This is a genomic window from Xanthomonas citri pv. mangiferaeindicae (genome assembly GCA_002240395.1).
GTDB classification, from domain to species: Bacteria; Pseudomonadota; Gammaproteobacteria; order Xanthomonadales; family Xanthomonadaceae; genus Luteimonas; species Luteimonas citri_A.
Genome location: CP016836.1, coordinates 3007078 through 3027958, shown reverse-complemented (window position 1 = coordinate 3027958; position 20881 = coordinate 3007078). Strand labels below are relative to the sequence as shown.

At 70.3% G+C, this 20881-nt stretch carries 20 protein-coding genes, 4 tRNA genes and 1 pseudogene; 10 read left to right on the top strand and 15 right to left on the bottom strand.

Annotated features, from left to right (window positions below; translation table 11 throughout):
- Positions 1–416 precede the first annotated feature (416 nt).
- From BEN78_13210 to BEN78_13185, 6 genes are read right to left on the bottom strand one after another with little or no spacing between them, the layout of a single operon-like run.
- The gene (locus BEN78_13210) at positions 417–659 is read right to left on the bottom strand and encodes a molybdopterin synthase sulfur carrier subunit (protein ID ASR44183.1); all 243 of its coding nucleotides are present in this window, start codon (positions 657–659) and stop codon (positions 417–419) included.
- Positions 656–1174 (bottom strand): molybdenum cofactor biosynthesis protein C, encoded by a 519-nt coding sequence (locus BEN78_13205; protein ID ASR44182.1) that lies wholly within the window; start codon positions 1172–1174, stop codon positions 656–658. Before BEN78_13205 ends, BEN78_13210 begins: the two co-directional genes overlap by 4 nt.
- A gap of 25 nt (positions 1175–1199) precedes the next feature.
- Complete coding sequence (locus BEN78_13200) at positions 1200–1583, bottom strand: hypothetical protein (protein ID ASR45132.1); 384 nt, start codon at positions 1581–1583, stop codon at positions 1200–1202.
- On the bottom strand, positions 1580–2602 hold the full coding sequence (locus BEN78_13195; GenBank protein ID ASR44181.1) for a cyclic pyranopterin phosphate synthase: 1023 nt from the start codon (positions 2600–2602) through the stop codon (positions 1580–1582). The genes BEN78_13200 and BEN78_13195 overlap by 4 nt, the downstream gene beginning before the upstream one ends.
- Positions 2599–3357: an MBL fold metallo-hydrolase gene (locus tag BEN78_13190; protein ID ASR44180.1), complete on the bottom strand. Its 759-nt coding sequence runs from the start codon at positions 3355–3357 to the stop codon at positions 2599–2601. The genes BEN78_13195 and BEN78_13190 overlap by 4 nt, the downstream gene beginning before the upstream one ends.
- Positions 3357–4115: a 3-deoxy-D-manno-octulosonic acid kinase gene (locus tag BEN78_13185; protein ID ASR44179.1), complete on the bottom strand. Its 759-nt coding sequence runs from the start codon at positions 4113–4115 to the stop codon at positions 3357–3359. The genes BEN78_13190 and BEN78_13185 overlap by 1 nt, the downstream gene beginning before the upstream one ends.
- An 88-nt stretch (positions 4116–4203) precedes the next feature.
- Between BEN78_13185 and BEN78_13180 the strand changes: the two genes are divergently transcribed.
- Complete coding sequence (locus tag BEN78_13180) at positions 4204–5247, top strand: ADP-heptose--LPS heptosyltransferase (protein ID ASR44178.1); 1044 nt, start codon at positions 4204–4206, stop codon at positions 5245–5247.
- Between the two features lie 12 nt (positions 5248–5259).
- Here BEN78_13180 and BEN78_13175 read toward each other — a convergent pair whose 3' ends face one another.
- Together BEN78_13175 and BEN78_13170 are read right to left on the bottom strand one after the other, a co-directional pair.
- On the bottom strand, positions 5260–5670 hold the full coding sequence (locus BEN78_13175) for a hypothetical protein (protein ID ASR44177.1): 411 nt from the start codon (positions 5668–5670) through the stop codon (positions 5260–5262).
- 320 nt (positions 5671–5990) lie between these two features.
- Positions 5991–6081 (bottom strand) — tRNA-Ser (locus BEN78_13170).
- Positions 6082–6394: 313 nt separating this feature from the next.
- On the opposite strand from BEN78_13170, the gene BEN78_13165 reads away from it, so the two are divergent.
- A complete protein-coding gene (locus BEN78_13165; GenBank protein ASR44176.1) occupies positions 6395–7693 on the top strand; it encodes a hypothetical protein in 1299 nt (432 codons plus the stop codon).
- Positions 7690–7902: a hypothetical protein gene (locus BEN78_13160; protein ID ASR44175.1), complete on the top strand. Its 213-nt coding sequence runs from the start codon at positions 7690–7692 to the stop codon at positions 7900–7902. The genes BEN78_13165 and BEN78_13160 overlap by 4 nt, the downstream gene beginning before the upstream one ends.
- Positions 7903–7929: 27 nt before the next feature.
- Here BEN78_13160 and BEN78_13155 read toward each other — a convergent pair whose 3' ends face one another.
- Together BEN78_13155 and BEN78_13150 are read right to left on the bottom strand one after the other, a co-directional pair.
- On the bottom strand, positions 7930–8274 hold the full coding sequence (locus BEN78_13155) for a hypothetical protein (protein ID ASR44174.1): 345 nt from the start codon (positions 8272–8274) through the stop codon (positions 7930–7932).
- Positions 8271–10637, bottom strand: a complete 2367-nt coding sequence (locus BEN78_13150) for a hypothetical protein (GenBank protein ASR44173.1) — start codon at positions 10635–10637, stop codon at positions 8271–8273. The genes BEN78_13155 and BEN78_13150 overlap by 4 nt, the downstream gene beginning before the upstream one ends.
- Before the next feature lie 213 nt (positions 10638–10850).
- On the opposite strand from BEN78_13150, the pseudogene BEN78_13145 reads away from it, so the two are divergent.
- Positions 10851–11554, top strand: a pseudogene (locus tag BEN78_13145) (protein phosphatase).
- A 26-nt stretch (positions 11555–11580) separates the two neighbouring features.
- On the opposite strand, the gene BEN78_13140 reads toward BEN78_13145, so the two are convergent.
- The 3 genes from BEN78_13140 to BEN78_13130 are packed head-to-tail and all read right to left on the bottom strand — an operon-like array spanning position 11581 to position 13433.
- Entirely contained in the window at positions 11581–12294 is a 714-nt protein-coding gene (locus BEN78_13140) for a DNA polymerase III subunit epsilon (protein ID ASR44172.1), read from the bottom strand.
- 26 nt (positions 12295–12320) lie between these two features.
- Entirely contained in the window at positions 12321–12767 is a 447-nt protein-coding gene (locus tag BEN78_13135; protein ID ASR44171.1) for a ribonuclease HI, read from the bottom strand.
- 21 nt (positions 12768–12788) lie between these two features.
- Positions 12789–13433, bottom strand: a complete 645-nt coding sequence (locus tag BEN78_13130) for a hypothetical protein (GenBank protein ID ASR45131.1) — start codon at positions 13431–13433, stop codon at positions 12789–12791.
- A 53-nt stretch (positions 13434–13486) separates the two neighbouring features.
- On the opposite strand from BEN78_13130, the gene BEN78_13125 reads away from it, so the two are divergent.
- Positions 13487–14254 (top strand): hydroxyacylglutathione hydrolase, encoded by a 768-nt coding sequence (locus tag BEN78_13125; protein ID ASR44170.1) that lies wholly within the window; start codon positions 13487–13489, stop codon positions 14252–14254.
- Positions 14251–15462, top strand: a complete 1212-nt coding sequence (locus BEN78_13120; GenBank protein ASR44169.1) for a hypothetical protein — start codon at positions 14251–14253, stop codon at positions 15460–15462. The genes BEN78_13125 and BEN78_13120 overlap by 4 nt, the downstream gene beginning before the upstream one ends.
- A 345-nt stretch (positions 15463–15807) precedes the next feature.
- On the opposite strand, the gene BEN78_13115 is transcribed toward BEN78_13120, so the two are convergent.
- The gene (locus tag BEN78_13115) at positions 15808–17787 is read right to left on the bottom strand and encodes a peptidylprolyl isomerase (protein ASR44168.1); all 1980 of its coding nucleotides are present in this window, start codon (positions 17785–17787) and stop codon (positions 15808–15810) included.
- A gap of 247 nt (positions 17788–18034) precedes the next feature.
- On the opposite strand from BEN78_13115, the gene BEN78_13110 reads away from it, so the two are divergent.
- From BEN78_13110 to BEN78_13095, 4 genes are all read left to right on the top strand, one after another.
- Positions 18035–18313 (top strand): DNA-binding protein HU, encoded by a 279-nt coding sequence (locus BEN78_13110; protein ASR44167.1) that lies wholly within the window; start codon positions 18035–18037, stop codon positions 18311–18313.
- 20 nt (positions 18314–18333) lie between these two features.
- A tRNA-Val gene (locus BEN78_13105) sits at positions 18334–18408 on the top strand.
- 19 nt (positions 18409–18427) lie between these two features.
- Positions 18428–18504, top strand: a tRNA-Asp gene (locus BEN78_13100).
- A 638-nt stretch (positions 18505–19142) separates the two neighbouring features.
- Positions 19143–19219 (top strand) — tRNA-Asp (locus tag BEN78_13095).
- 90 nt (positions 19220–19309) lie between these two features.
- On the opposite strand, the gene BEN78_13090 is transcribed toward BEN78_13095, so the two are convergent.
- On the bottom strand, positions 19310–20881 hold the full coding sequence (locus BEN78_13090; protein ID ASR44166.1) for a penicillin-binding protein: 1572 nt from the start codon (positions 20879–20881) through the stop codon (positions 19310–19312).

Below are 20881 nucleotides of genomic sequence, written 5' to 3'. Positions count from 1 at the left end.
GTGCAGCCAGGTGGCATCGCCGTCGGCGTAACGCTCGTGCTTCCAGATCGGCACGCGGTCCTTGATCTCGTCGATGATGTAGCGGCAGGCGTCGAACGCCGCGCCCCGGTGCGGGGCGGAGACGCCCACCCACACCGCCATGTCGCCGATCGCCAGGTCGCCGATGCGATGCACGCACACCGCCGCGCACAGTGCGAACCGCTCGCGCGCCTCGGCGATCACCTTCGCGCCTTCGGCCTGCGCCAGTGCGACGTAGGACTCGTAACGCAGGCCGAGCACCGGACGGCCGTCGTTGTGGTTGCGCACCCAGCCCTCGAAGCTGGCGAAGGCGCCGGCGCGGTCGTGTTGCAGACGCGCGCGCAGCGGTGCCAGGTCGAGCGGCGCATCGGCCAGCCAGAAATCGCGGTCGTCCATCGTCAGCCTCCGCTGACCGGGGGAATGAAGGCGACCTCGCTGTCGCCTCGGACCGCATCGTCCCAGCGTGCGAAGGCACCGTCGACCGCGACCCGCAGCCGCTCGGCCGGCAGCGCGAAACCGTGCTGCGCACGCACTTCGGCGTACAGCGCGCGCAGGTCGGGCGCGGTGGTCTGCCAGGTTTCCTCGCTGCGGCCGGCGGCATCGCGCAGGCTGGCGAAGTACAGCAGTCGGACATCGGTCATGGCGTGGCGCCTCCTTCGATGGTGCCGACGTCGCGCTTGCCGCCGCGCTTGCCGACCAGCTTCGCCGGTCCGAGCACGATGGCGTGCGAGAGCGCCTTGCACATGTCGTAGACGGTCAGCGCGGCGACGGTGGCGCCGGTCAGCGCTTCCATCTCCACGCCGGTGCGGTGGGTGGTCTTGACGGTGCAGTCGATGCGCAGCTCACGCTCGCCGCTCCAGTCGATCGCGATCCGCACGCCGTCGATCGGCAACGGGTGGCAGAACGGGATCAGCTCATGGGTGCGCTTGACCGCCATCGTGCCGGCGACGATCGCGGTATCGACGATGCCGCCCTTGGCGCTGCGCAGGCCGCTGGCGCGCAGTTGCGCGGCCACCGGCGCGGGGAAGCGGACGCGGCATTCGGCACTCGCGGCGCGGGCGGTCACGGTCTTGGCCGAGACGTCGACCATGGTCGGTCGGCCGTCGGGGTCGATGTGGGTCAGCGCCGGGGATGCCGGGGATGTACTGCGGGCCATGGCGCCTGCGTCGTGACTGCGGACCTCAGATGGTACCGGCCCCGGTGTCCGGCGTCCCCTGATGGAAGACCATCCGCCAGGCGCCATCGGCATCGCGACGCCACCACGAGCCGCGCAGCGAGCGGCGCATGTCGGTGCCGGCGCGGCGAGTGACGCCGTACGCCACACGCACCACGTCGTCGGTCACCGCATGCACGCGCATCCGCCCGGTCTCGAAGGCGATGCCGTGCTGGTCGGGCAGTTCGCCGAGGACCTCGGCCTTGCCGAAGACCGCGCCCGAGGCGCCGATTTCCATGAAGTCGTCCGCGATCAAGGCGTCGAGGCGCGCGTGATCGGCGCGCACGCCCGGGTCGAGCAATGCGCGCTCCAGCGATTCGAGCAGCGCTGCGGTCTCCGGTGCCACGCTCAGCCGCCGACCAGGAACATCTCGACGTGTCGGCGCGGCGCGCGCGTGCTGCCGCGCAGCTCGCTGTAGCGGTCGGCGCGGCGCGACCACAGGTCGGTCAGGCGCGAGGCGAACGCGGCTTCGCCCTCGGCCAGCCAGCCGCGCAGCGGCTGCCCCTGGCCGGCGAACAGGCAGGTGTAGAGGCTGCCATCGGCCGAGACGCGGGCACGGTGGCAGTCGCCGCAGAACGGCGCGGTCACCGAGCTGATGAAGCCGATCTCGCCGGCGCCGTCGGCGTAGGCATGGCGCTCGGCGACCTCGCCGCGGTAGTCGGCATCGAGCGCGCGCAGCGGCCAGTGCGCGGCGATGCGCGCATGCAACTCGCGCGAGGGCACCACCCGCGCGCGGTCCCAGCCGTTGCAGGTGCCCACGTCCATGTATTCGATGAAGCGCAGGACGTGTCCGGTGCCGCGGAAGTGCGCGGCCATGCGTTCGACTTCGTGGTCGTTGACGCCGCGCTGGACGACGCAGTTGAACTTGATCGACGAAAAGCCTGCGCGCTCGGCCGCGGCGACGCCGGCCAGCACTGCGTCGATGTCGCCGCGTCCGCCCGACAGCTGATGGAACAGCGCAGGGTCGAGCGCATCGAGACTGATTGTCAGCCGCCGCAGGCCGGCATCGCGCAGCGCCTGGGCCTGGCGGGCGAGCAGCGCGCCGTTGGTGGTCATCGCCAGGTCGTCGATGCCGGGAATCTTGGCCAGGCGCGCGATCAGGGTGGGCAGTTGCTTGCGCAGCAGCGGCTCGCCGCCGGTGATGCGCAGCTTGCGCATGCCCAGCCGCGCGAAGCCGCGCACCAGGGTCTCGATCTCGTCGAACGACAGCCGTCCGGCTTGGTCGAACCCGTAGTCGTCGGGCACGCGGTCGGCCGGCATGCAGTAGCCGCAGCGGAAGTTGCAGGCCTCGATCACCGACAGCCGCAGGTCGTGCAGCGGGCGGCCGAGCCGGTCCAGCGGGGCCTGGGGCAGTTGCGGCAATGCGCTCATGCGCCGACATCCTGCACCGGCGCCGGTGCACGCAGTGCGAACCGCTCGCCCGGGCGGGCCACGCGATGGCCGCGCGCGCGCAGCGCCTCGCCGTCGGCGTCGCAGGCGTAGTGGTAGAGCACGCAGCGCGCCAGCAGCGCTGGCGGGTACTCGCGCTCGAGATCGTCGACGCCGCTGTGCGAGGGGTTGCCGTGCAGGCCGCAGTCGTGGGCGATCAGCTCGTCGCGATCGGCATACCGGGCCAGCATCTCGGGAATCGGCCGGGTGTCGCCGCTCCACACCAGGCTGCGCGGCAGGCGCAGGCCGTAAGCGGTCTCCGGCCAGTGGTGGCGCACCGGGAACACCTCCAGGCGCACACCGTCGTGCCAGAACGCATCGCCGACCGGGATCAGCCGGAACGCGTCCCAGAAGTTCGCTCCGCCCTCGGCGAGCACATTGGGATAGTCGGCCACGCGCCGGTGCAACAGCGGCACCACCGGCGCCGGGACGTACAGCGGCATCGCGCCGCGGCGCGCCGGGTCGAAGTAGCGGTCGACGAACAGGCGCTCGAAGCCGCCGACGTGATCCAGGTGCACATGGGTGACGAACAGCGCGCGCGGCGCCTCGCCGTAGCGATCCAGGTGCGCGGTCAGGCCTTCATTGCCGCAGTCGATCGTCAGCCACGGCGCGCCATCGCGCTCGATCGTCGCCATCGGTGAGCCCAGCGCCACCGCCGAGGCGTTGCCGACGCCCAGAAACCGCAAGGCCCAGTCCATCAGATGCCCCGACTCCAGAGCACGTCGTAGGAGCGGCGCAGGCGTGCGAAGTCCGCCGCCACCGCGTCCTCGCTGCGCGCCCCGCGCAGTTTCTGCAACGAGCGCTCCAGCCGCGCGAGGTTGCGCGCGCGCCAGCGGGTCTCGGGAATCCGCAGACGGCCGCGGTCGAGGTCGATCAGCCAACCCTTGCCCAGGCTGTCGAACAGGATGTTGTGGGCATTGAGGTCGGCGTGGTCCAAGCCTGCGCGGTGGAAGCGCGCGATCAGGCGGCCGGTCTGCTCCCACGGTGCGTCGTCCGGCGATTGCGCCACCAGCTCGGCCAGCGACCGCACGTCCACCAGCCGCTCCATCAGGATCCAGGCGCGGTAGGTCAGCCCGCGGCGCAGGTAGCTCGCGGCGATGGGCTGCGGCACCGGCAGGTCGCGCCGCATCAGCTCGCGCAGCAGCCGGAACTCGACGAAGCTGCGCACGCGCGGACCGCCCCGCCACAGGTGCCGCTCGTGGTTGACGCGGCCGACCATGCCGCCGCGCAGGTACTGTCGCAGCACGCAGGGGCCGTGCGAGGCCTCGATGAACCATGCGCCGCCACGCCCGCTGCCCGAGACCCGCTGCGCGCGCTCGCCCCATTTGGCCGGATCGAACCAGCGTGGGTCGGCTTGCCGCAGCTGCGTGCCGTCGAACAGAATGGCGCCGTACTCGCCCGTGCGACCGTCCGCCGGAATCGGCGTCAGGCTTTCGCTGGGGTCGAATCTGCTCATCCAGCGAGTCTATCAAGCCTTGGCCCCTGCCCCGACCGTCGTTTCTCCCGTGCCCACCGGCCAGGCGCCTGCTTTCAGGCCCCAATCGGTGTGTCTGCTGCGCCTGTCGGCGCTCGGCGATGTGACCCATGTGCTGCCGTTGATCGCCACGTTGCGCCGGGCCTGGCCCGATCTCGCGCTGAGCTGGGTCATCGGCAAGGGCGAGCATCGCTTGCTCGAAGGCCTGCCCAACGTCGATTTCGTTGTCTACGACAAGAAGAGCGGGCTGGCCGGCATGCGCGCGATGCGGCGCGAGTTGCGCGCGCGGCTGGGCGATGCGCGCCGGTTCGACGCGCTGCTGCAGATGCAGGTCGCCGCGCGCGCCAATCTGCTCTCGGGTTTCGTGCCGGCGCGTCGCCGCGTGGGCTACGACCGGGCCCGGTCCAAGGACCTGCACGGCCTGTTCGTCAACGAGCGCATTCCCGACCGACCCGGCATCCACGTGCTCGACGCGATCGGCAGCTTCTGCGAGCCCTTGGGATTGCGCCAGGACACCGTGACCTGGGAGATGCCGGTGCCCGACGACGCGCACGCCTGGGCACGGGCGCAGTGGGACGACGATGGCCGGCCGGTGCTGATGATCTCGCCGTGCTCAAGCCACGTGCGTCGTAATTGGTATCCCGACCGCTACGCCGCCCTCGCCGACCATGCTGCGGACGCCGGCTGGCGGGTGGTGCTGTGCGGCGGGCGCAGCGAACTCGAACGCAGCACGGCCGACGCGATCCTGGCGGCGATGCGGCACGAGGCGCTGGACCTGGTCGGCAAGGACACGCTCAAGCAATTGCCCGCGCTGCTGGCGCGCGCGCAGTTGCTGGTCACGCCCGATTCGGGGCCGATGCACATCGCCAATGCCATGGGCACCAAGGTGTTGGGCCTGCATGCGGCCAGCAATCCGGTGCGCAGCGGCCCGTACTCGGACCTCCGGTTCTGCGTGGATCGCTACGACGACGCTGCGCGCCGCTTCCTCGGCAAGCCGGCGGCCGATCTCAAGTGGGGCACCAAGATCGAGTTCGACGATGTCATGGCGCTGGTGACGGTGGACGACGCCATCGCCGCGTTCGAGCGGCGGCGCGCCGACCTGGGGCAAGCCTGAGCGGCGAGAGAATCAGGGGGCGGCGTCGCCGGTGCGGTAGTCGGCGTAGGACTTTTCTTCAACGTAGGCTGAGCCCAGCGCGAGGTTGATCGCCTTCTTGATGCGCGCGCGTTCGTCGTTCTCGATGTAGACGCTGCGCGCCAGCCGCACGAAGTCGGCGTCAAAGGCCTGGGCCTTCTCCTTGAGCCGGATCTCGTCCTCGATGTCCCACAGCCGCTCGTTGACTGCCTTGAGGTCGGCACGCAGGCGCACGATGTCGTGCCCGGCGCCCGGATGCGCCATCCAGGTCTGCTCGAGTGCGGTCAACTCGCGGCGTACATTGGCGAGCTTGGCGGCATCGGTCATACGCTCGGACTTGATCTGCAGGATCGAGATCTTGTCGAGCAGTTCGCCGAAGGACACGGGCACGGAAATCTCGGACATGGGGACTGCCGGAACAGATGGGCCGGCCAGTGTACCGCTGCCGCGGATGGGCCGACGGCGGGCGCTGCCCCACCCAACCCTCCCCCGCTCGCGGGGAGGGCTGTTCGCGGTCTCGATCAGAGATCGCGAGCGTTGGCAGCGCACCACCTCCCCCGCTTGCGGGTGGAGGTCGACGCCGAAGGCGGCGGGTGGGGGCCGGGGCTTTAACGACCAAGGCCGAAAACATCGCGTCGACCTGCGCCCCCACCCAACCCTCCCCCGCTTGCGGGGAGGGCTTCAACGAAAAAGGGCTGCGTCCAGGACGCAGCCCTTGTCGATTCTGGCGGAGAGGGGGGGATTCGAACCCCCGAGGCGCTATAAACGCCTGCCTGATTTCGAGTCAGGTACATTCAACCACTCTGCCACCTCTCCGGTGGTCCCGGGCCTGCGTGCAGAACCCGGGGGCGCAATCATACGGGGGCGGTGCGTGGCCGACAAGCGGGCGACGCCGAATGGGCGGTCGATGGCCAATGGCTGGCGGCGACGTCGGGGCAGTCGGTCGAACGGCTGCCCTCTTTGCATCAGCGGCAAGCGCCGTGCACCGCACCCCCGTCGCCGCCTCTTTGTCGCCACACGCGGCGTTGCGCAGCGCATTCACACTCAGGCGCTGACCTGCCCTGCCCCTCGACGCCCCATTAACTGCGCTCTGCCTAGAGTCGAGATTTTCCCAGTACGGACCCCTGCCATGCCGCAACCTACCGTGCTGATCCTCGACGACGATGGCACGTTCTCCCGTGCCGCCGGTCAACTCGCGTTCGCCGCCGGGCTGCGCGTGCAACTGGCCGAGACACTCGCCGAGGCCCGCGGTTATCTCTCCCGCGCCCGCGCCGATCTGATGCTGCTGGACCTGCAGTTACCCGACGGCTCGGGACTCGACTTGCTCGACGACATCGACCTGGCCGAGCATGGCCAGATCGCGATCGTCACCGGTCGGCCGACGGTGGAATCGGCCGCTCGCGCGGTCGCATCGCCGGTGATCGAATACCTGGTCAAGCCGCTGGATCCAGCGCAACTGCGACGGCTGATGGAGCGCGTGGTTGCGCGCTATCAGCCGCCACCGTCTTCCGACGTACCAGGCGCAATCAGCGAGATCGCGGGCAACTCGCCGCAGATCCGGCGGGTCGTGGATCAGGTGCTGCGCATCGGGGCCACCGACGCGCCGGTGCTGGTGTGGGGCGAGCGCGGGACGGGCAAGACGCTCGTGGCGCGTGCGCTGCATACCGCGAGCGGGAGGCAGGGGCCGCTGGTGACGGTGGACTGCGGTGCGACCGACCCCGACCAGCTCGCCGCCGAGTTGTTCGACAAGGCAGGCGGTCTGGGCGATGCGTTCTCGCGGGCGCGGGGCGGCACGTTGCTGCTGGCCGACCTCACGGCGATCCCGATGGCCTTGCAGGCCCGATTGCTGCGCGCACTTGAAGCCGGTCCGGCGCTGGCCAGTCCGCAGACGCGGTTGATCGCCAGCACCCATCGCGATCCGCACGAGGCGATGCGCGACGGCTCGCTGCGCGACGACCTCTATCACGTGCTGGCGCCGCTGCCGCTGCCGCCGCTGCGCGACCGTGGCGAAGATGCGACAGTGCTCGCCCAAGTGTTTCTCGACAAGCTCAACGCGCATTACAGCCGCAACAAGCGGCTGGCCGCCGGGGCTGAGTCCACCTTGCTGCGCCACGATTGGCCGGGCAACGTGCGCGAGTTGCGCAGTGCGGTGCAGCGCGCCTATCTGTTGCAGCAGGACGACGACCTGTACATCCGCCCCACCCTGCCCAGCGAAACCGTGCTCAAGGAGTCGGAGACGTCGATCATGTTCTCGGTCGGCACGACCCTGGCTGAGCTCGAGCGGCGCGCGCTGCTCAAGACGCTGGCGCATTTCAACAACGACAAGACCGCTACGGCTCGTGCGCTGGGCATCAGCGTGCGCACCGTGCACAACCAACTGGCGCGGCTGGCCGGGCAGGATGCGGACGTACGCAAGGCCGCCCCGTGAGTGCGGCTGTGCTCGAACCGGGGGCGGTCGATCCCGAATGGCTGCACGCGCTGCGCAATGCCGCCAACGCCGCGACCATCGCCGCGGCCGCGGTGCGCAGTGCGCTGGATGCGGGCGACCCGGCGCGCGCGTCTCAGTTCCTCGATGAGGCCGATGCGGCCTGTCGACGTCTGCGCACGCTGCTGACGCCGCCCGCACACCACCGCTGACATGCGCTGTGGGCAACGCCGCAACGCTCAGAAGCCCAACTGTTGGAGCGCTTGGTCGAGGTCCACCGGCTTGAGGCAATGCGGGGACGCGGCGAATTCGCTCGGCAGCATGGCCAGGTCGTAGCCGGAGGCGAACACGAACGGAATCCCCACGCGCTGCAGGCGTTGCGCCAACGGGTAGCTCTTCTCGCCATCGAGGTTGACGTCGAGGATGGCCGCGTCGAAATCGGGCTCGGGCTCCAGCAATGCCAACGCCGCGCCGAGCGTGGCGACCGGGCCGACCACCTCGATCCCGCGCGCGCACAGGCCGTCGTGCAGGTGCATCGCCAGCATGTACTCGTCCTCGACCACGAGGATCCGCGGCGTCGTCATGCTGCGCGTTCCCGCAGCACCGCGCGCGTGCCGTCGAGCGGCACATCGATGCGGCACAGGATGCCGTCGGCCAGCAAGCGGTGGGTCGTCCGCGCGCCCAGCTGATAGGGCAAGGCGTGCTCGATCAGTTCGCGGCCGTAACCGGCGACGCTATCGGCGACCGCCATGCCGGCCACGCCGTGTTCGTGCCAGGTCAGCCGCAGCTCGGTCGACTGCTGGGCTTCACCGGGCACGATCTCCCAGCGGATATCCAGCTGCCCGCCCGCATCCGATAGCGCGCCGTGCTTGAAGGCGTTGGTCGTGAGTTCGTGCAGTGCGAGCGCGAGCGTCTGCACCACGCGCGAGCGCAGCGGCACGCCTGCCGGTCCAATGCGTGTGACCCGGAGGTCGTCCTCGCCCACGCCGTGGGCCTCGAGCTCCTGGCGCAACAAGGCATCGAACGTGACACGGTCCAGCGCGGCGCCCTGCGACAACAGGCCCTGGACCCGCCCGAGTGCGTCGAGCCGGGCGCGGAACCGGCTCGCGAACGCGGCCAGGTCCGGGCTGCCCTGCAACGTGCGGCGCGCCAGCGACTGCACCACCGCGATCAGGTTGCGGGTGCGGTGCTGGAGCTCGGCAACGAGCGTTTCGAGCAACACCGCGTGCTCGCGCTCGGCGGTGATGTCGCGGCCAATGCCTGCAATCCGTTGTACGCGACCGGCATCGTCGAACAGCGGGAAGGCGGTGTTGCGCACCCAGATCGTGCGGCCGTCGCAGGGGCGTTGCACGCGGAACTCGAAGTCGGCGCGGCCGCCATGGCGCACCTTGCGCATGCGTGCGCGCACCTCGGGCAGGTCGTCGGCATGCACCGTCGACATCCACAGGCCCGGGTCGCGGATGGCAGCCTCACGCGCGACGCCGTAGATCGCTTCGAACGCCGGGCTCAGATACTCCAACGCCAATGTCTCGGCATTGCGAATCCACAGCACATCGGACGAGGCGTCGCTGAACTGCCGGAACCGCGCTTCGCTTTCGCGCAGCGACAGCTCGGCCTGGCGCCGACCGGTGATATCCATGCTGACCGCCAGGCTGCCGACGATCGCGCCGTCGGCATCACGCCACGGCACCACCGACAGCCGCAGCCAGTACGGCTTGCCGTCGACGACGATGCGCTTTTCCACGGCGTTCGCCGCGCCCTCGTCCAGCACGCGCTGCAGCAGCGCGGCGCTCTCGGGCCAGTCCTCGGGATGCGTGAGCTCCTCGATCCGCTTGCCGACCAGCGCTTCGCGCGGCGCGCCGACCGTCCGGCAGTACTGCTCGTTGACGTAGACCAGACGGGTGTCGCGGTCGGCGATCGCCACGCCGATACCGGCCTGCTCGACGACTGCGCGATAGCGCTGCTCGCTGGACGTCAGCGCGATCTCGGCAGCGGCCCGCTCGGAGGCCGCGCCCGCGCGCTCGCCGACTTCGCGCAGCAGGTTCAACTCCGCGGTGGTCCAGTGCCGCGGCGTGCGCGCAGCCGCAACGAAGACCGATGCGCCCTGCTGTCCGCGCCCGGCGCGCACGGTCATCACCAGCGCGGCGACCTCCTGCATCCGCAGCGCCGAGCGCGACGCCGCATCGAACGTGGTGTCGCGTTCGACGTTGTGGCTCACCACATCACCGTGACCGGCGACCCAGTCGGGCAGCCGCAGCACCGGCGCACGGGGATCGCGGCTCCAACCTTCCCGCACGCGCAGGCCGCCCACCGGATCGGCGGTCGCCAGGCCGACGCGATCGAGGCCGAGGTGCTCGCCGATCCTGCGCGAGGCCACGCGCAGGATCTCCGCCGGTGCAGACAGCCCGCGCAGTTCGTCGCCCAGCGCCAGCAGGAAGGCCTCGTGCCGGCCCGCCTCGCGCGCGGCGGCCAGCATGGACTCGCGGGTCAGCTCACGAATGATCGCCAGCATGCCGGCAGGTCGCCCCTGCTCGTCGCGCAGCGGCGAATAGTCCGCGTCGAACAACGCTCGCTCGGGCACGCCGTTGCGCATGAGCTCCAGCGGGTGGCCGCGCAGTTGCAGCGAACGCCCGGCCAGGGTTTCGCTCAGGATATGGTCGACGAACGCTTCGGCCTCCGGCCAGGCCTCGATCAACGGCAGGCCAAGCTGGCGCGGATGGCGGGTGCCGGCCACGTCGCGATGGGCGTCGTTGTAGAGCAGCAGTCCACTCGGGCCCCAGGCGATCGCCATCGGCGCTGGCGAATCGAGCATCGTCGCGACCGCCTGGCGCAGCGCCGCGGGCCAGCGCTCGATGCTCCCGATCGGCGTGGACCGCCAGTCGAACGCGCGGATGCGCGTGGCCATCTCGCCATCGTTCCAGTGCCACGGGACATCGGGTGCTTGCATTGCGGGGTCGGGGACAGACAAGGCCATCACGATACGGCAGCCGGCTGCGCCCGCAAGCCCGCCTACACGGGATCGGTACAGGTGCCGGCCTATGCTGGCGGGCCGACCGGCGCCACAATGCCCCATGCGCGCCCTCACCCCGCCTCCGAGCCTTGCCGCCCGAGCCCTTTCCTGCCCCGGTCCGCGCCCGGCCCGGCGGCGTGGAGACCCCGCATGATCGAATTCGGACATCTGACCCACGTCGGCCTGCGCCGCGAGCTCAACGAAGACACCTACTACGGCGACAGCGAGCTTGGGCTCTGGCTGGTCGCCGACGGCATGGGGGGCACGAGTACGGCGAGGTCGCCAGCGCGCTGGCGCGCGAGGCGATCGTGCGCGAGATCCGTCAGGGGCGCTCGCTGCCGCAGGCGATCCGGTTGGCGGACGAGGAGATCATCCGCGCATCGCGGCGGCGTAGCGACACCCTGCCGATGGGCACCACCGTGGTCGCCGCGCGCGTCACCGGCAGCCGTTTCGAGGTCGCCTGGGTCGGCGACAGCCGGGTGTACCTGTGGCGCGACGGGCAACTGGCGCAGCTGTCGCAGGACCACAGCTATGTGCAGGCGCTGATCGCCCAGGGCGCGCTGAGCGTGGACCAGGCGCGGACCCATCCGCAGCGCAATGTGGTCACCCAGGCACTGGGGGTCACCGACCCGCAGACGCTCAATGTCGAAACGCTGGCCGGCGAACTCGCGCCGGGCAACCAGTTGTTGCTGTGCAGCGACGGGTTGACCGAAGAAGTCGACGACCGGGCCATCGCGCAGGTGCTGGCGCATGCCGAATGCAGCGCGCAGGAGTGCGTCGACGGTCTGGTGGCCGCGGCGCTCGACGGCGGCGGCTCGGACAACATCACCGCGATCCTGATCCGCCGCCACTGAGCGGCGCGGCCGAGCCGGTCGCCGCCTTAGACGGCCTCGGCCACGACGGGCGCGTCCCACAGGCACTGGCCGGCCTTGCGGCGGATCGCCTCCACCCGCGCGGCATGCAGTGCGAGGTCGGCCTCGGGCACCACCAGCGCCGGCCGCACGCCGGTCGGCTGCACTGCGGTCACCTGCACGGTCGCCCGGGTCTCGACTGGCGCGGCGAAGCCGATCTCGTGCTGGCCGGCGGTCAGCGCCAGGTAGACCTCGGCCAGCAGCTGCGCGTCGAGCAGTGCGCCGTGGAGCTGGCGGTGGGTGTTGTCCACCCCCAGCCGCTTGCACAGCGCGTCGAGCGAGTTGCGCTGGCCGGGATAACGCTGGCGCGCCAGCAGCAGGGAGTCCTCGACCGTCACCCGGCTGCGGATGTCACCGTAGTGCGGGCCCAGCCGGGACAGTTCGTAGTCCAGAAAGCCGATGTCGAACGCAGCGTTGTGGATGACCAGCTCGGCGCCGTCGATGAAGGCCAGGAAGGCGTCGGCGATCGCCTCGAACGGCGGCTTGTCGGCCAGGAACTCCAGGCTCAGGCCGGTGACCTCGGCGGCGCCCTGCTCGAAATCCACATCGGGTCGGATGTACTGATGGTAGGTGCGGCCGGTCGGGCGGCGCTCGACCAGTTCCACGCAGCCGATCTCGACGATCCGGTTGCCTTTTTTCCACTCCAGGCCCGTGGTCTCGGTGTCGAGCACGATCTGTCGCATCGGTCGGAATTCCTTCTTGTCGTCGGTCAGGCGACCGCGGCGCGTTGGGCGCGCGCGGCGGCGGTGGCGAGCGCGTCGGCACGCTCGTTCTCCGGGTGACCGGCGTGGCCCTTCACCCAGTGCCAGGCAATCTCATGGCGTTGGCAAGCCTGCTGCAGGCGCTGCCACAGGTCCTGATTCTTGACCGCGCCGCCGCCGGCGGTCTTCCAGCCACGCCGTACCCAGTTGGCCAGCCATTCGGTGATGCCCTGACGCACGTACTGCGAATCGGTATGCAGATCGACACGGCAGGGCTCGGTCAGCGCCTCGAGCGCGGCGATCGCGGCCATCAACTCCATGCGGTTGTTGGTGGTCTGGGGCTCGCCGCCACTCAGCTCGCGCTCGGTGCTGCGGTAGCGCAGCAGCGCGCCCCAGCCGCCGGGGCCGGGATTGCCGAGGCAAGCGCCATCGGTATAGATCTCGATCGACTTCATCAATGTCCTGTTGCGGATAGGTCAGGCCGCCGGCGCGGCGGCCGGCAGGGCCAGCGTGCGCGGCTGGCGGACCGGGGTCAGCGGCAGATGCCGCTTCTGGCAACGCATCGCGTAGGCGGCACGAAAGCCGGGGCCGTGCTGGAGGGTCGGTGACACCACCGGCCGCCAACTGGGGCCGACGCCGCGCGAGACGGCGTCGGGTGCAAGCCCGGCTTCGCGCAGCCGCCGGCGCCAGGCCAGCGGCTCGGCGCTGGCGATGCCGCTGCCACGCCAGCGCCAACGGTAGGGCGTGAGCGGGTTGAGCAGCAGCAGCCACAGGTGACCACCAGGGGCGAGCACGCGCGCGGCCTCTTCGAGCAGGCCACGATCCTCGCCGTGCGGGCCGACCACGTGCTGCAGCAGCACCGCGCCGAAGGCCTCGCTGGGCAGCGGCAACGGCCAGGCGCAGCGCACCGGGCCGTGCAGGCCGCCGCCGCCGCGCACCAGACACAGGCCGCGCCCGTCGATCTCAATCTCGGGCGCGACTGGCGTCAGCCACAGCCAGGGCAACCCGGGATGCCCGCCCAGCGCCTCGGCCACCAGGGCGTGTTCGCTGTCGAGCACCGCGCGTCCGGCCGGGGTCTGGAACCAGTCGCCGACGCTGCCGGGTTGACCGGATGGAGAAATCGCGGGCATGGTCCGCATTGTAAGGCCTCCGGCCGCCACCGCCTTCCCGACCGATGCAACTGCAGGCGCTGCGTGCGTTCGAGGACAACTACATCTGGACGCTCGCGGCCAACGATGGCGCCGCGGTGGTCGTCGACCCCGGCGATGCCGGGCCGGTGCTGGCGGCCGCGCAGCAGGGCCTGCGCCCGGCGCTGGTGCTACTGACGCATCACCACAACGACCACATCGGCGGCGTCGCCGCCCTGCGCGAGCGCTGGCCGTCGCTGGAGATCGTCGCGCCCGACGACGCCCGCATCCCCCTGGCCACCCGCCGGGTGGGCGACGGCGAGCGGCTTGAGATCGGCCCCTGGGCCTTCGACGTGCTGGCCGTGCCGGGCCACACCCGCAGCCATATCGCCTTCGTCGGCCACGGCCACCTGTTCTGCGGCGACACGCTGTTCAGCCTCGGCTGTGGGCGGATGTTCGAAGGTAGCGCGGTCCAGATGCTGGCCTCACTCGACCGCCTGGCGGCGCTGCCCGCCGATACGCTGGTTTGTTGCGGCCATGAATACACCCGGTCCAACGCGGCATTTGCCCGCGTTGTCGATCCGGACAACGCGGCGCTGCGGCGCCGCGAACAGGAGATCGTCTCGATGCGCAGTGCCCACCGGCCCACGCTTCCCGTTCCCCTGCAGGCCGAGCTTGCCTGCAATCCGTTCCTGCGCGTCGACGCCCCGGCCGTCCGGGCCGCGGCCTGCGCGCATGCCGACCTCGCCCCGGGCGCCGGCCGCGCCGACGTGTTCGCCGCGCTGCGGCACTGGAAGGACGGCTTCCGCGCATGAGGGCGGGCCCTCGTACCCGGCTCGTGGCGGGCCTGCTGGCCGCCGCGGTCTCGGCGCTGTGCCAGGCCGGCAACGCCCCCAGCCCCGCCGAGCCGCCGTCCTCAGCGCCTACCGGTGCCCTGGCGCACCTTGCGACGCCCGCGGCGCCCCCGGCGCCGCCTCAGGCGACGACGCGCACCGGCCGGGAGATCTACCTGCGCTTTCGCGACGGACTGGCCGAACAGGATTGCAGCGACGATGCCAGTGAGCGCTGGCGCTCACAGTTCGCGCATGTCCCGCGTCAACTGGTCTCGCGCAACACCGATGTCCTGCCGCTGTTCGGCTACGTGGTCGATGCGGTGCGCGAGGCGCACCTGCCGACCGAGTACGCGCTGATCCCGTTCGTCGAGAGCGGCTATCGGCCCGGCGCCCGCAGCGCGGCCGGGCCGGCCGGACTATGGCAGTTCATCGCGGTCACCGCGCGCAACCACAAGATCCCGATCCGCGCCGGCTATGACGGCCGGCTGTCGCCCGCCGATTCCACGCGCGCGGCGGTGCGCTATCTCAAGACCCTGCACGGCATGTTCGCCGGCGACTGGCGGCTGGCGGTGATGGCCTACAACGCCGGCGAGTACCGCGTCTTCGGTGCGCTCGAGCGTGCCGGCCAGGTCGCGGCCAATGCCGACCCGGAGGCGCTGCCGATGCCCGCGCTCACCCAGGCTTACGTGCGCAAGCTGCATGCGCTGTCGTGCCTGATCAAGGAAGCCGAGACGCGCGAGGACTGGATGGCCGCGCTCGATCGCGAAGTGCCGATCCTGCAGGCAATCCCCGTCCCCGACGGCATCCGCGACCTCGACGGGCTCGCATCGCGGCACGAGACCGACGCCGCCCAGCTCAAGCGACTCAACCCGGCCCACACCGACGGCCGCATCGCACGTATCGGACAGCCCACCCAGGTCCTGGTGCCACAGGCCGCGGCGACCCCACCGGTGTTCCTGGCTGAAGCGCCGCCGGAGTTCGAACCGCTGCCGCCGGCCACAGGCGCGTCGCAGGCGGCACCGACGCGCAGTGCAGCGCCGTCGGTGCATACGGTGACGCGCGGCGATTCGGTCTGGTCGATCGCACGCCGCTATGGCCTCAGCAGCCAGGAGCTGCTCCGCCGCAACGGGCTCGATCCGCGCAGCATCCTGCGTCCGGGCATGGAATTGCACATCGGCGAGGCGCACTAGGCGCCAAGGTGCATGGCCTGCCTGCGGGCTCGGTCACCCGGATGCGTGCACATTCGCGCATATCCGGCATCGATGCGCACGTGCGTGCTGCGCCCTCGGCCGAGGGCTGTCGCTGGACGCGGCGCGTAGCCCGACGCACGAACATCTCCGCGGCTGTGCAATCGCGCATCTCAACCGAATCGAAGCCGTCGCCTGCCGTCTGCTCCATGCGGTGACGGCATCGCGATGCACACGGCGCGCCCAACCGAGCTTGTGAAGCACATAGCAAAACGCCCGGCATGGCCGGGCGTTTGCTCGATCTCGGTGCCCGGACGGCGCATGCGCCGCCGGGTTCGAAGGGTAACGTCAGAGCCGCTCTTCGTTGACCGTGATCTTCATCTGCCGGCGCAGGGCCCTCTGCAGCACATCCGCATCCTCGTTGCCGAGCAATGCGCCGAGCTGCTGCTTGAGCATCGCCTGCTGCTGCGGCGGCGCCTGCGCCGGATCGCCCGGCACCACGCGCTCGACGACGAACACCACTGCGCTGCCGTCGGGCCGCAGCGTGCGGCCGGCTGCCGTCTTGCCCTCGGCCGGCGGCATCGTCTGGAAGTAGGCCGTGTTCGACGCCGGGTCGGGCACCGGCGCGCCACGCGGGATACCCGGCACCGACTGCGGCTCCAGGCCATGCGCCTGCGCCACCGCCTGCAGGGTCTTGCCGGCCTTCAGCTCGGCGACCATGGCATCGGCCGCCTGTTCGGCCTGCTGGCGCATGCGATCGGTGCGGACTTCTGCGGTCACGCGGTCGCGCACCTCGTCCAGCGTCTGCGCGCGCTCGGGCGTGTGTGCGGTGACGCGGATGAAGACCGTGTGGTTGGGCGCGATCTCGATCGGATCGCTGACCGTGCCGTCCTGGGTCAGCGCCTCGGAGAACGCCGCCTGCTCCACCGCGCGGTTCGCCGCGATGCCGGTGCCGGCGCCGCGCGCGAACGGTGCGACCGTGTGCACCTCGAGCTGCCCCGCGGCCGCAGCCTGCTCGAGCGACATCGGGTGGCGGTTGATCTCGTCCACGATCCGGCCGACCTGCTCGTTATAGGCACGCGCACCCTCGCCGTCGCGGACTTCGCGTTCCATCTCGTCGCGCACGTCCTCGAACGCGACCGGCTTGCCGGCCTCGATCTCGCGCAGCTGCAACACATGCCAACCGAAGTCGGTCTTCACCGGCTGGCTGACCGTACCGGCCTGCATGCCGAACAGCGTGTCCTCGAACGGGCCGGTCATCATGCCCTTCTCGACCCAGCCCAGATCGCCGCCGTTGTCGCGCGAGCCTGGATCGTCGGAATGCGCACGCGCCAGCGCGGCGAAATCGGCGCCCGGTTGGGCGGCCTGCGCGGCAAGATCCGCTGCTTCCTTCTGCGCCGCCTGCTGTGCGGCCGCGTCGGCACCGGCCGGCACTTCGACCAGAATATGCGAGGCCAGACGGCGCTCGGTAGCCGCAAACCGCGACTTGACCTGCTCGAAATGCGCGCGCGCCTCGGCTTCATCGACCTCGCCGGCACCGGCCTGCGGCTGGGCGAGCACTTCGATGTACTCGAGCGCGACCTTTTCCGGTTCGCGGTAACGGTTGGCGTTCTTCTCGAACCACGCCTGCAGATCCGCATCGGCCACCGGCGCCGCATCGACCGCCGGCGGCGGCACGACCACGAACGCGACGTCGCGACGCTCGTCGAGCAGACGCATCATGCGTTCGGCTTCCGACGGCGTGACGAATGCCGATTCGGCGATCGCCTGCGGCACCAGCGCACGCTGCAGGTCGCGACGGATCGATGCCTGGAACTCGGCCGGAGTCCGCGGCGGCTGCCCGGACTGCAGCGTCATCTGGTAGCGCTGCGCATCGAAGCGGCCATCGACCTGGAAGGCGGGAATCGACGCGATGATCTCGCGCACCTGCGCATCGCCGACGACGATGTTGGCGCGCTCGGCGGCCAGGCCGAGCACCGCGCGGTCGATCAACTGCTCGAGCACTTCGCGCTTGCTGTCCAGGGTCTCGAACGCACGCGCATCGAAGTTCTCGCCTTCGTCCTGACGGCGCTGCTCGCGGACCGAGTCGAACGCCTGGCGGAACTCCTCGGGCGTCACCTCGGTCGAGGTCCAGGCCAGCTTGCGCACCAGCCACATGTCGGGCGCCGAGCGCCACCAGGTCGGCGGCGCCTCGACCTTGGCCGCATAGTCGGCATTGTTCTGGAACAGGTAGTGCTCCATCCCGAAGAACGCGAACGGCACCGCCAGCAACGCAACGATGGCGATGGCGATCCAACCACTGGTCTTTTCTCGAAGCGCTTGCAGCATGAGTCGGGGCACGGGATGGGCGAGCCGGGCAGTTTACCCGCAAGCACGGACCCGCGCAGGACCGGGCCCCGCCGCGTCCTCGGCGGCCCCATCGGGCAGCCATTCAGGCCGGCACCCGCAAGGTCGTAATCGACCGGGGGATCGCGTACCATGCGCGTCCGACCGGCGCCGCCCGGCCGGCGGCGCCGTGCATGCCGGCTCAGCGTCCAGACGCTCAACGTCGAATAATTAAAAGAGGAATTCACTGATGGCCCTTAGCAAGAACGATGTCCTGGCTTCCGTCGCCGAGAAGGCCGGCCTGTCCCGCGCCGACGCTGGCCGTGCGGTCGACGCGCTGCTCGACACCATCACCGAAGCGCTGAAGAACGGCGACGCGGTGAACTTCGTCGGCTTCGGTTCGTTCGTCGCCCGTCCGCGCGCCGCGCGCACCGGCCTGAACCCGCAGACCAAGGAAACGATCCAGATCCCCGCCTCGACCGTCCCGGCATTCAAGGCTGGCAAGGCGCTCAAGGATGCGGTAAAGTAAGCGGCTAGGCTGTTCCGCATGGGTGCTTAGCTCAGCGGTAGAGCGTCTCCCTTACAAGGAGAGGGTCGGGGGTTCGAAACCCTCAGCACCCACCAAGCAACAGGTTTCCAATGTGGAGCGGTAGTTCAGCTGGTTAGAATGCTGGCCTGTCACGCCGGAGGTCGCGGGTTCGAGTCCCGTCCGCTCCGCCACTGGTTGAAGAAGAACCCCGCCTTGGCGGGGTTTTTTTTGCGCGTCTGATGTGGAATGCAGGCGTGGCGCGATGTTGAATATGGGCGTCGAGTCCGACTTCGCGTGTCCTGCCCCCACCCAACCCTCCCCCGCACGCGGGGAGGGCTTCCGCGCTTTCGATCGGATCGCGTGAGCGTCGAATTGCGCGACACCTCCCCCGCGTGCGAGGGCGGGCTTTTTTGCGGTTGGATCAAAGGGCACGGGCGTCCGATGGCGCATCACCTCCCCCGCTTGCGGGCGGAGGTCGACGCCGAAGGCGTCGGGTGGGGGCGCGGGCTGTTTGCGCTGTGGCAGATTCGAGACGCGCACTCGCATGACGCCACTCTCGACGCGCGTACCGAACAGCGACCACGCCAACGCGGCGACCTCGCCCCCCGGACCGACGATCCACATATGCAGTGACATCGCCCATCGCACCACCTGTCCGACACCGCGGACCGTTGGCACATCACGCAGGCCACGCACGTCGAGCAACGCAGCGCATGTGTCTTGCAGACGCGTTGAACGGGCAGCACGCGCATCGACGAAGACACGATGAAAAAAAGATCGCGCCCCCCCCCTTCCCAAGCGCGTGAATTCGCGTAGAATCTCGCGCCTCGGAGCGGTAGTTCAGCTGGTTAGAATGCTGGCCTGTCACGCCGGAGGTCGCGGGTTCGAGTCCCGTCCGCTCCGCCAGTGTTACGAAAACCCCTGCAGCGATGCAGGGGTTTTTTCGTTCTGGTCCGCGCATGCAGTATCGCCGCCGACAACGATGCCGCGCCTCGCTCAATTGCAGTCGCCGATGCGCACCAGTGCCAGGTCTTCGAAGTCGTAGCTGAAGTCCGCATCCGGATCGACCTTGGCCATCTGCAGCGAGACCGTGCGGTCGTTCGCCGACGTCGGTCGCAGCCAGGCATCGACGTCGACATCGGGCGCGCGCCAGCGCACCTGGAGCCCGCCATCGACCGCGACGACGTCGCCATCGAGCTTCGGCGAACGCATCGAGATCCAGCGCAGGTCGCCGTCGCGCGGACACAGCGCCACATCGCCGAACCACGGATCGCGGTAACGGCCGGCAAGCGAGACCGCGACTGTTGGCGCCACGGCAACCGCATCGTCGGTCTCCGGCTGCGTTGTGGGGTCCAAAGTGCCCCGCTCCGCCTCCAGCCGGCCGGCATAGTCGTCGATGTCGTGCGCGCCGCCGTCGGTGGCGACGAACTGCTTGACCAGCGCTTGGGTCAGCACGGTGCGCGCCTCGTCGGCATCGCCGTTGATCAGCACCACGATACCGACGCGCTGCTCGGGCAGCAGCGCCAGCGAGGACACCATGCCCGACAGCGTACCGGTGTGCGACACCTTCGCGGTGCCGTCGACATCGGTCAGCCGCCAGCCATAACCATAGGCCGAGAAATGGCTGCGGTCCCAGGCACGCATGCGTGCGGTCAGCGGCATCGGCATGTGCGCGGTCCAGGCAGTCTCGCGCTGTGCGGCCGACAGCCAGGGCCGGCCCGGCGCACCGACCTCGGGGTCGAGCCAGGCCTGCGCCCAGCGCAGCATGTCATCCAGGCTGCAACGCAGTCCGCCGGCCGCCATCATCGGTTCGTCGGGAATCGTCGCGTCGTCGCCACGCACGACGGCATTGCGGCCCTCCAGGCGGGCATGCGGCTGGGCGACGTTGCCGACCGCATCGCGCTCCCAGGCGCCGGCCTGGCAGCGGGTCATGCCGAGCGGCTCGAAGACCTCGCGGCGCACCAGCACGTCGTACGGGGCGCCGCCGGCCGCGGCCGCGACTTCGCCGGCGACGATATACAGCGTGTTGTCGTAGGCGTAGCGTGCGCGGAAACTCCAGCGCGGCCGCAGGTGGCGCAATCCCTCGATCACCTGCGCGCGGGTGAAGGCGTTGGGCGACGGCCACAGCATCAGGTCGCCGGCCCCCGGGCCCAGGCCGCTGTTGTGGATCAGCAGGTCGCGGACCTGGATCTCACGCGTGACCCAGTCGTCGTACATACGGAAATCCGGCAGGTACCGCACCACCGGATCGTCCCAGCGCAGCCGCCCGGCATCGACCAGCCGTGCGAGCACAGCACCGGTCATCGCCTTGCTGTTGGAGGCGATCTTGAACAGCGTTTCGGCGTCGACGGCCTCGCCCTCGCCCGCACGCAACTCGCCGCGCGTGTGCCGCAGCACGACCTCGCCATCAACTACGACGCCGACCGCGATGCCGGGCAGCGTGTAGCGCTCGGCCGCGGCGTCGACCAGCGCCGCCAGGCGCGCAGGTGAAACGGGGGCAGCGGCGGCTGCGGGCAGGCCGGCGACCAGCCAACCCGCCAGCGCCCAGCCTAAACGCGCGGCGCGCAT

What these genes read in the sequence shown, in the direction of transcription:
- BEN78_13210 (ASR44183.1), bottom strand. Translation starts at nt 659, where the DNA reads ATGACCGATGTCCGACTGCTGTACTTCGCCAGCCTGCGCGATGCCGCC.
- BEN78_13205 (ASR44182.1), bottom strand. Translation starts at nt 1,174, where the DNA reads ATGGCCCGCAGTACATCCCCGGCATCCCCGGCGCTGACCCACATCGAC.
- BEN78_13195 (ASR44181.1), bottom strand. Translation starts at nt 2,602, where the DNA reads ATGAGCGCATTGCCGCAACTGCCCCAGGCCCCGCTGGACCGGCTCGGC.
- BEN78_13190 (ASR44180.1), bottom strand. Translation starts at nt 3,357, where the DNA reads ATGGACTGGGCCTTGCGGTTTCTGGGCGTCGGCAACGCCTCGGCGGTG.
- BEN78_13185 (ASR44179.1), bottom strand. Translation starts at nt 4,115, where the DNA reads ATGAGCAGATTCGACCCCAGCGAAAGCCTGACGCCGATTCCGGCGGAC.
- BEN78_13175 (ASR44177.1), bottom strand. Translation starts at nt 5,670, where the DNA reads ATGTCCGAGATTTCCGTGCCCGTGTCCTTCGGCGAACTGCTCGACAAG.
- BEN78_13165 (ASR44176.1), top strand. Translation starts at nt 6,395, where the DNA reads ATGCCGCAACCTACCGTGCTGATCCTCGACGACGATGGCACGTTCTCC.
- BEN78_13155 (ASR44174.1), bottom strand. Translation starts at nt 8,274, where the DNA reads ATGACGACGCCGCGGATCCTCGTGGTCGAGGACGAGTACATGCTGGCG.
- BEN78_13150 (ASR44173.1), bottom strand. Translation starts at nt 10,637, where the DNA reads ATGCAAGCACCCGATGTCCCGTGGCACTGGAACGATGGCGAGATGGCC.
- BEN78_13140 (ASR44172.1), bottom strand. Translation starts at nt 12,294, where the DNA reads ATGCGACAGATCGTGCTCGACACCGAGACCACGGGCCTGGAGTGGAAA.
- BEN78_13135 (ASR44171.1), bottom strand. Translation starts at nt 12,767, where the DNA reads ATGAAGTCGATCGAGATCTATACCGATGGCGCTTGCCTCGGCAATCCC.
- BEN78_13125 (ASR44170.1), top strand. Translation starts at nt 13,487, where the DNA reads ATGCAACTGCAGGCGCTGCGTGCGTTCGAGGACAACTACATCTGGACG.
- BEN78_13120 (ASR44169.1), top strand. Translation starts at nt 14,251, where the DNA reads ATGAGGGCGGGCCCTCGTACCCGGCTCGTGGCGGGCCTGCTGGCCGCC.
- BEN78_13115 (ASR44168.1), bottom strand. Translation starts at nt 17,787, where the DNA reads ATGCTGCAAGCGCTTCGAGAAAAGACCAGTGGTTGGATCGCCATCGCC.
- BEN78_13110 (ASR44167.1), top strand. Translation starts at nt 18,035, where the DNA reads ATGGCCCTTAGCAAGAACGATGTCCTGGCTTCCGTCGCCGAGAAGGCC.
- BEN78_13090 (ASR44166.1), bottom strand. Translation starts at nt 20,881, where the DNA reads ATGCGCGCCGCGCGTTTAGGCTGGGCGCTGGCGGGTTGGCTGGTCGCC.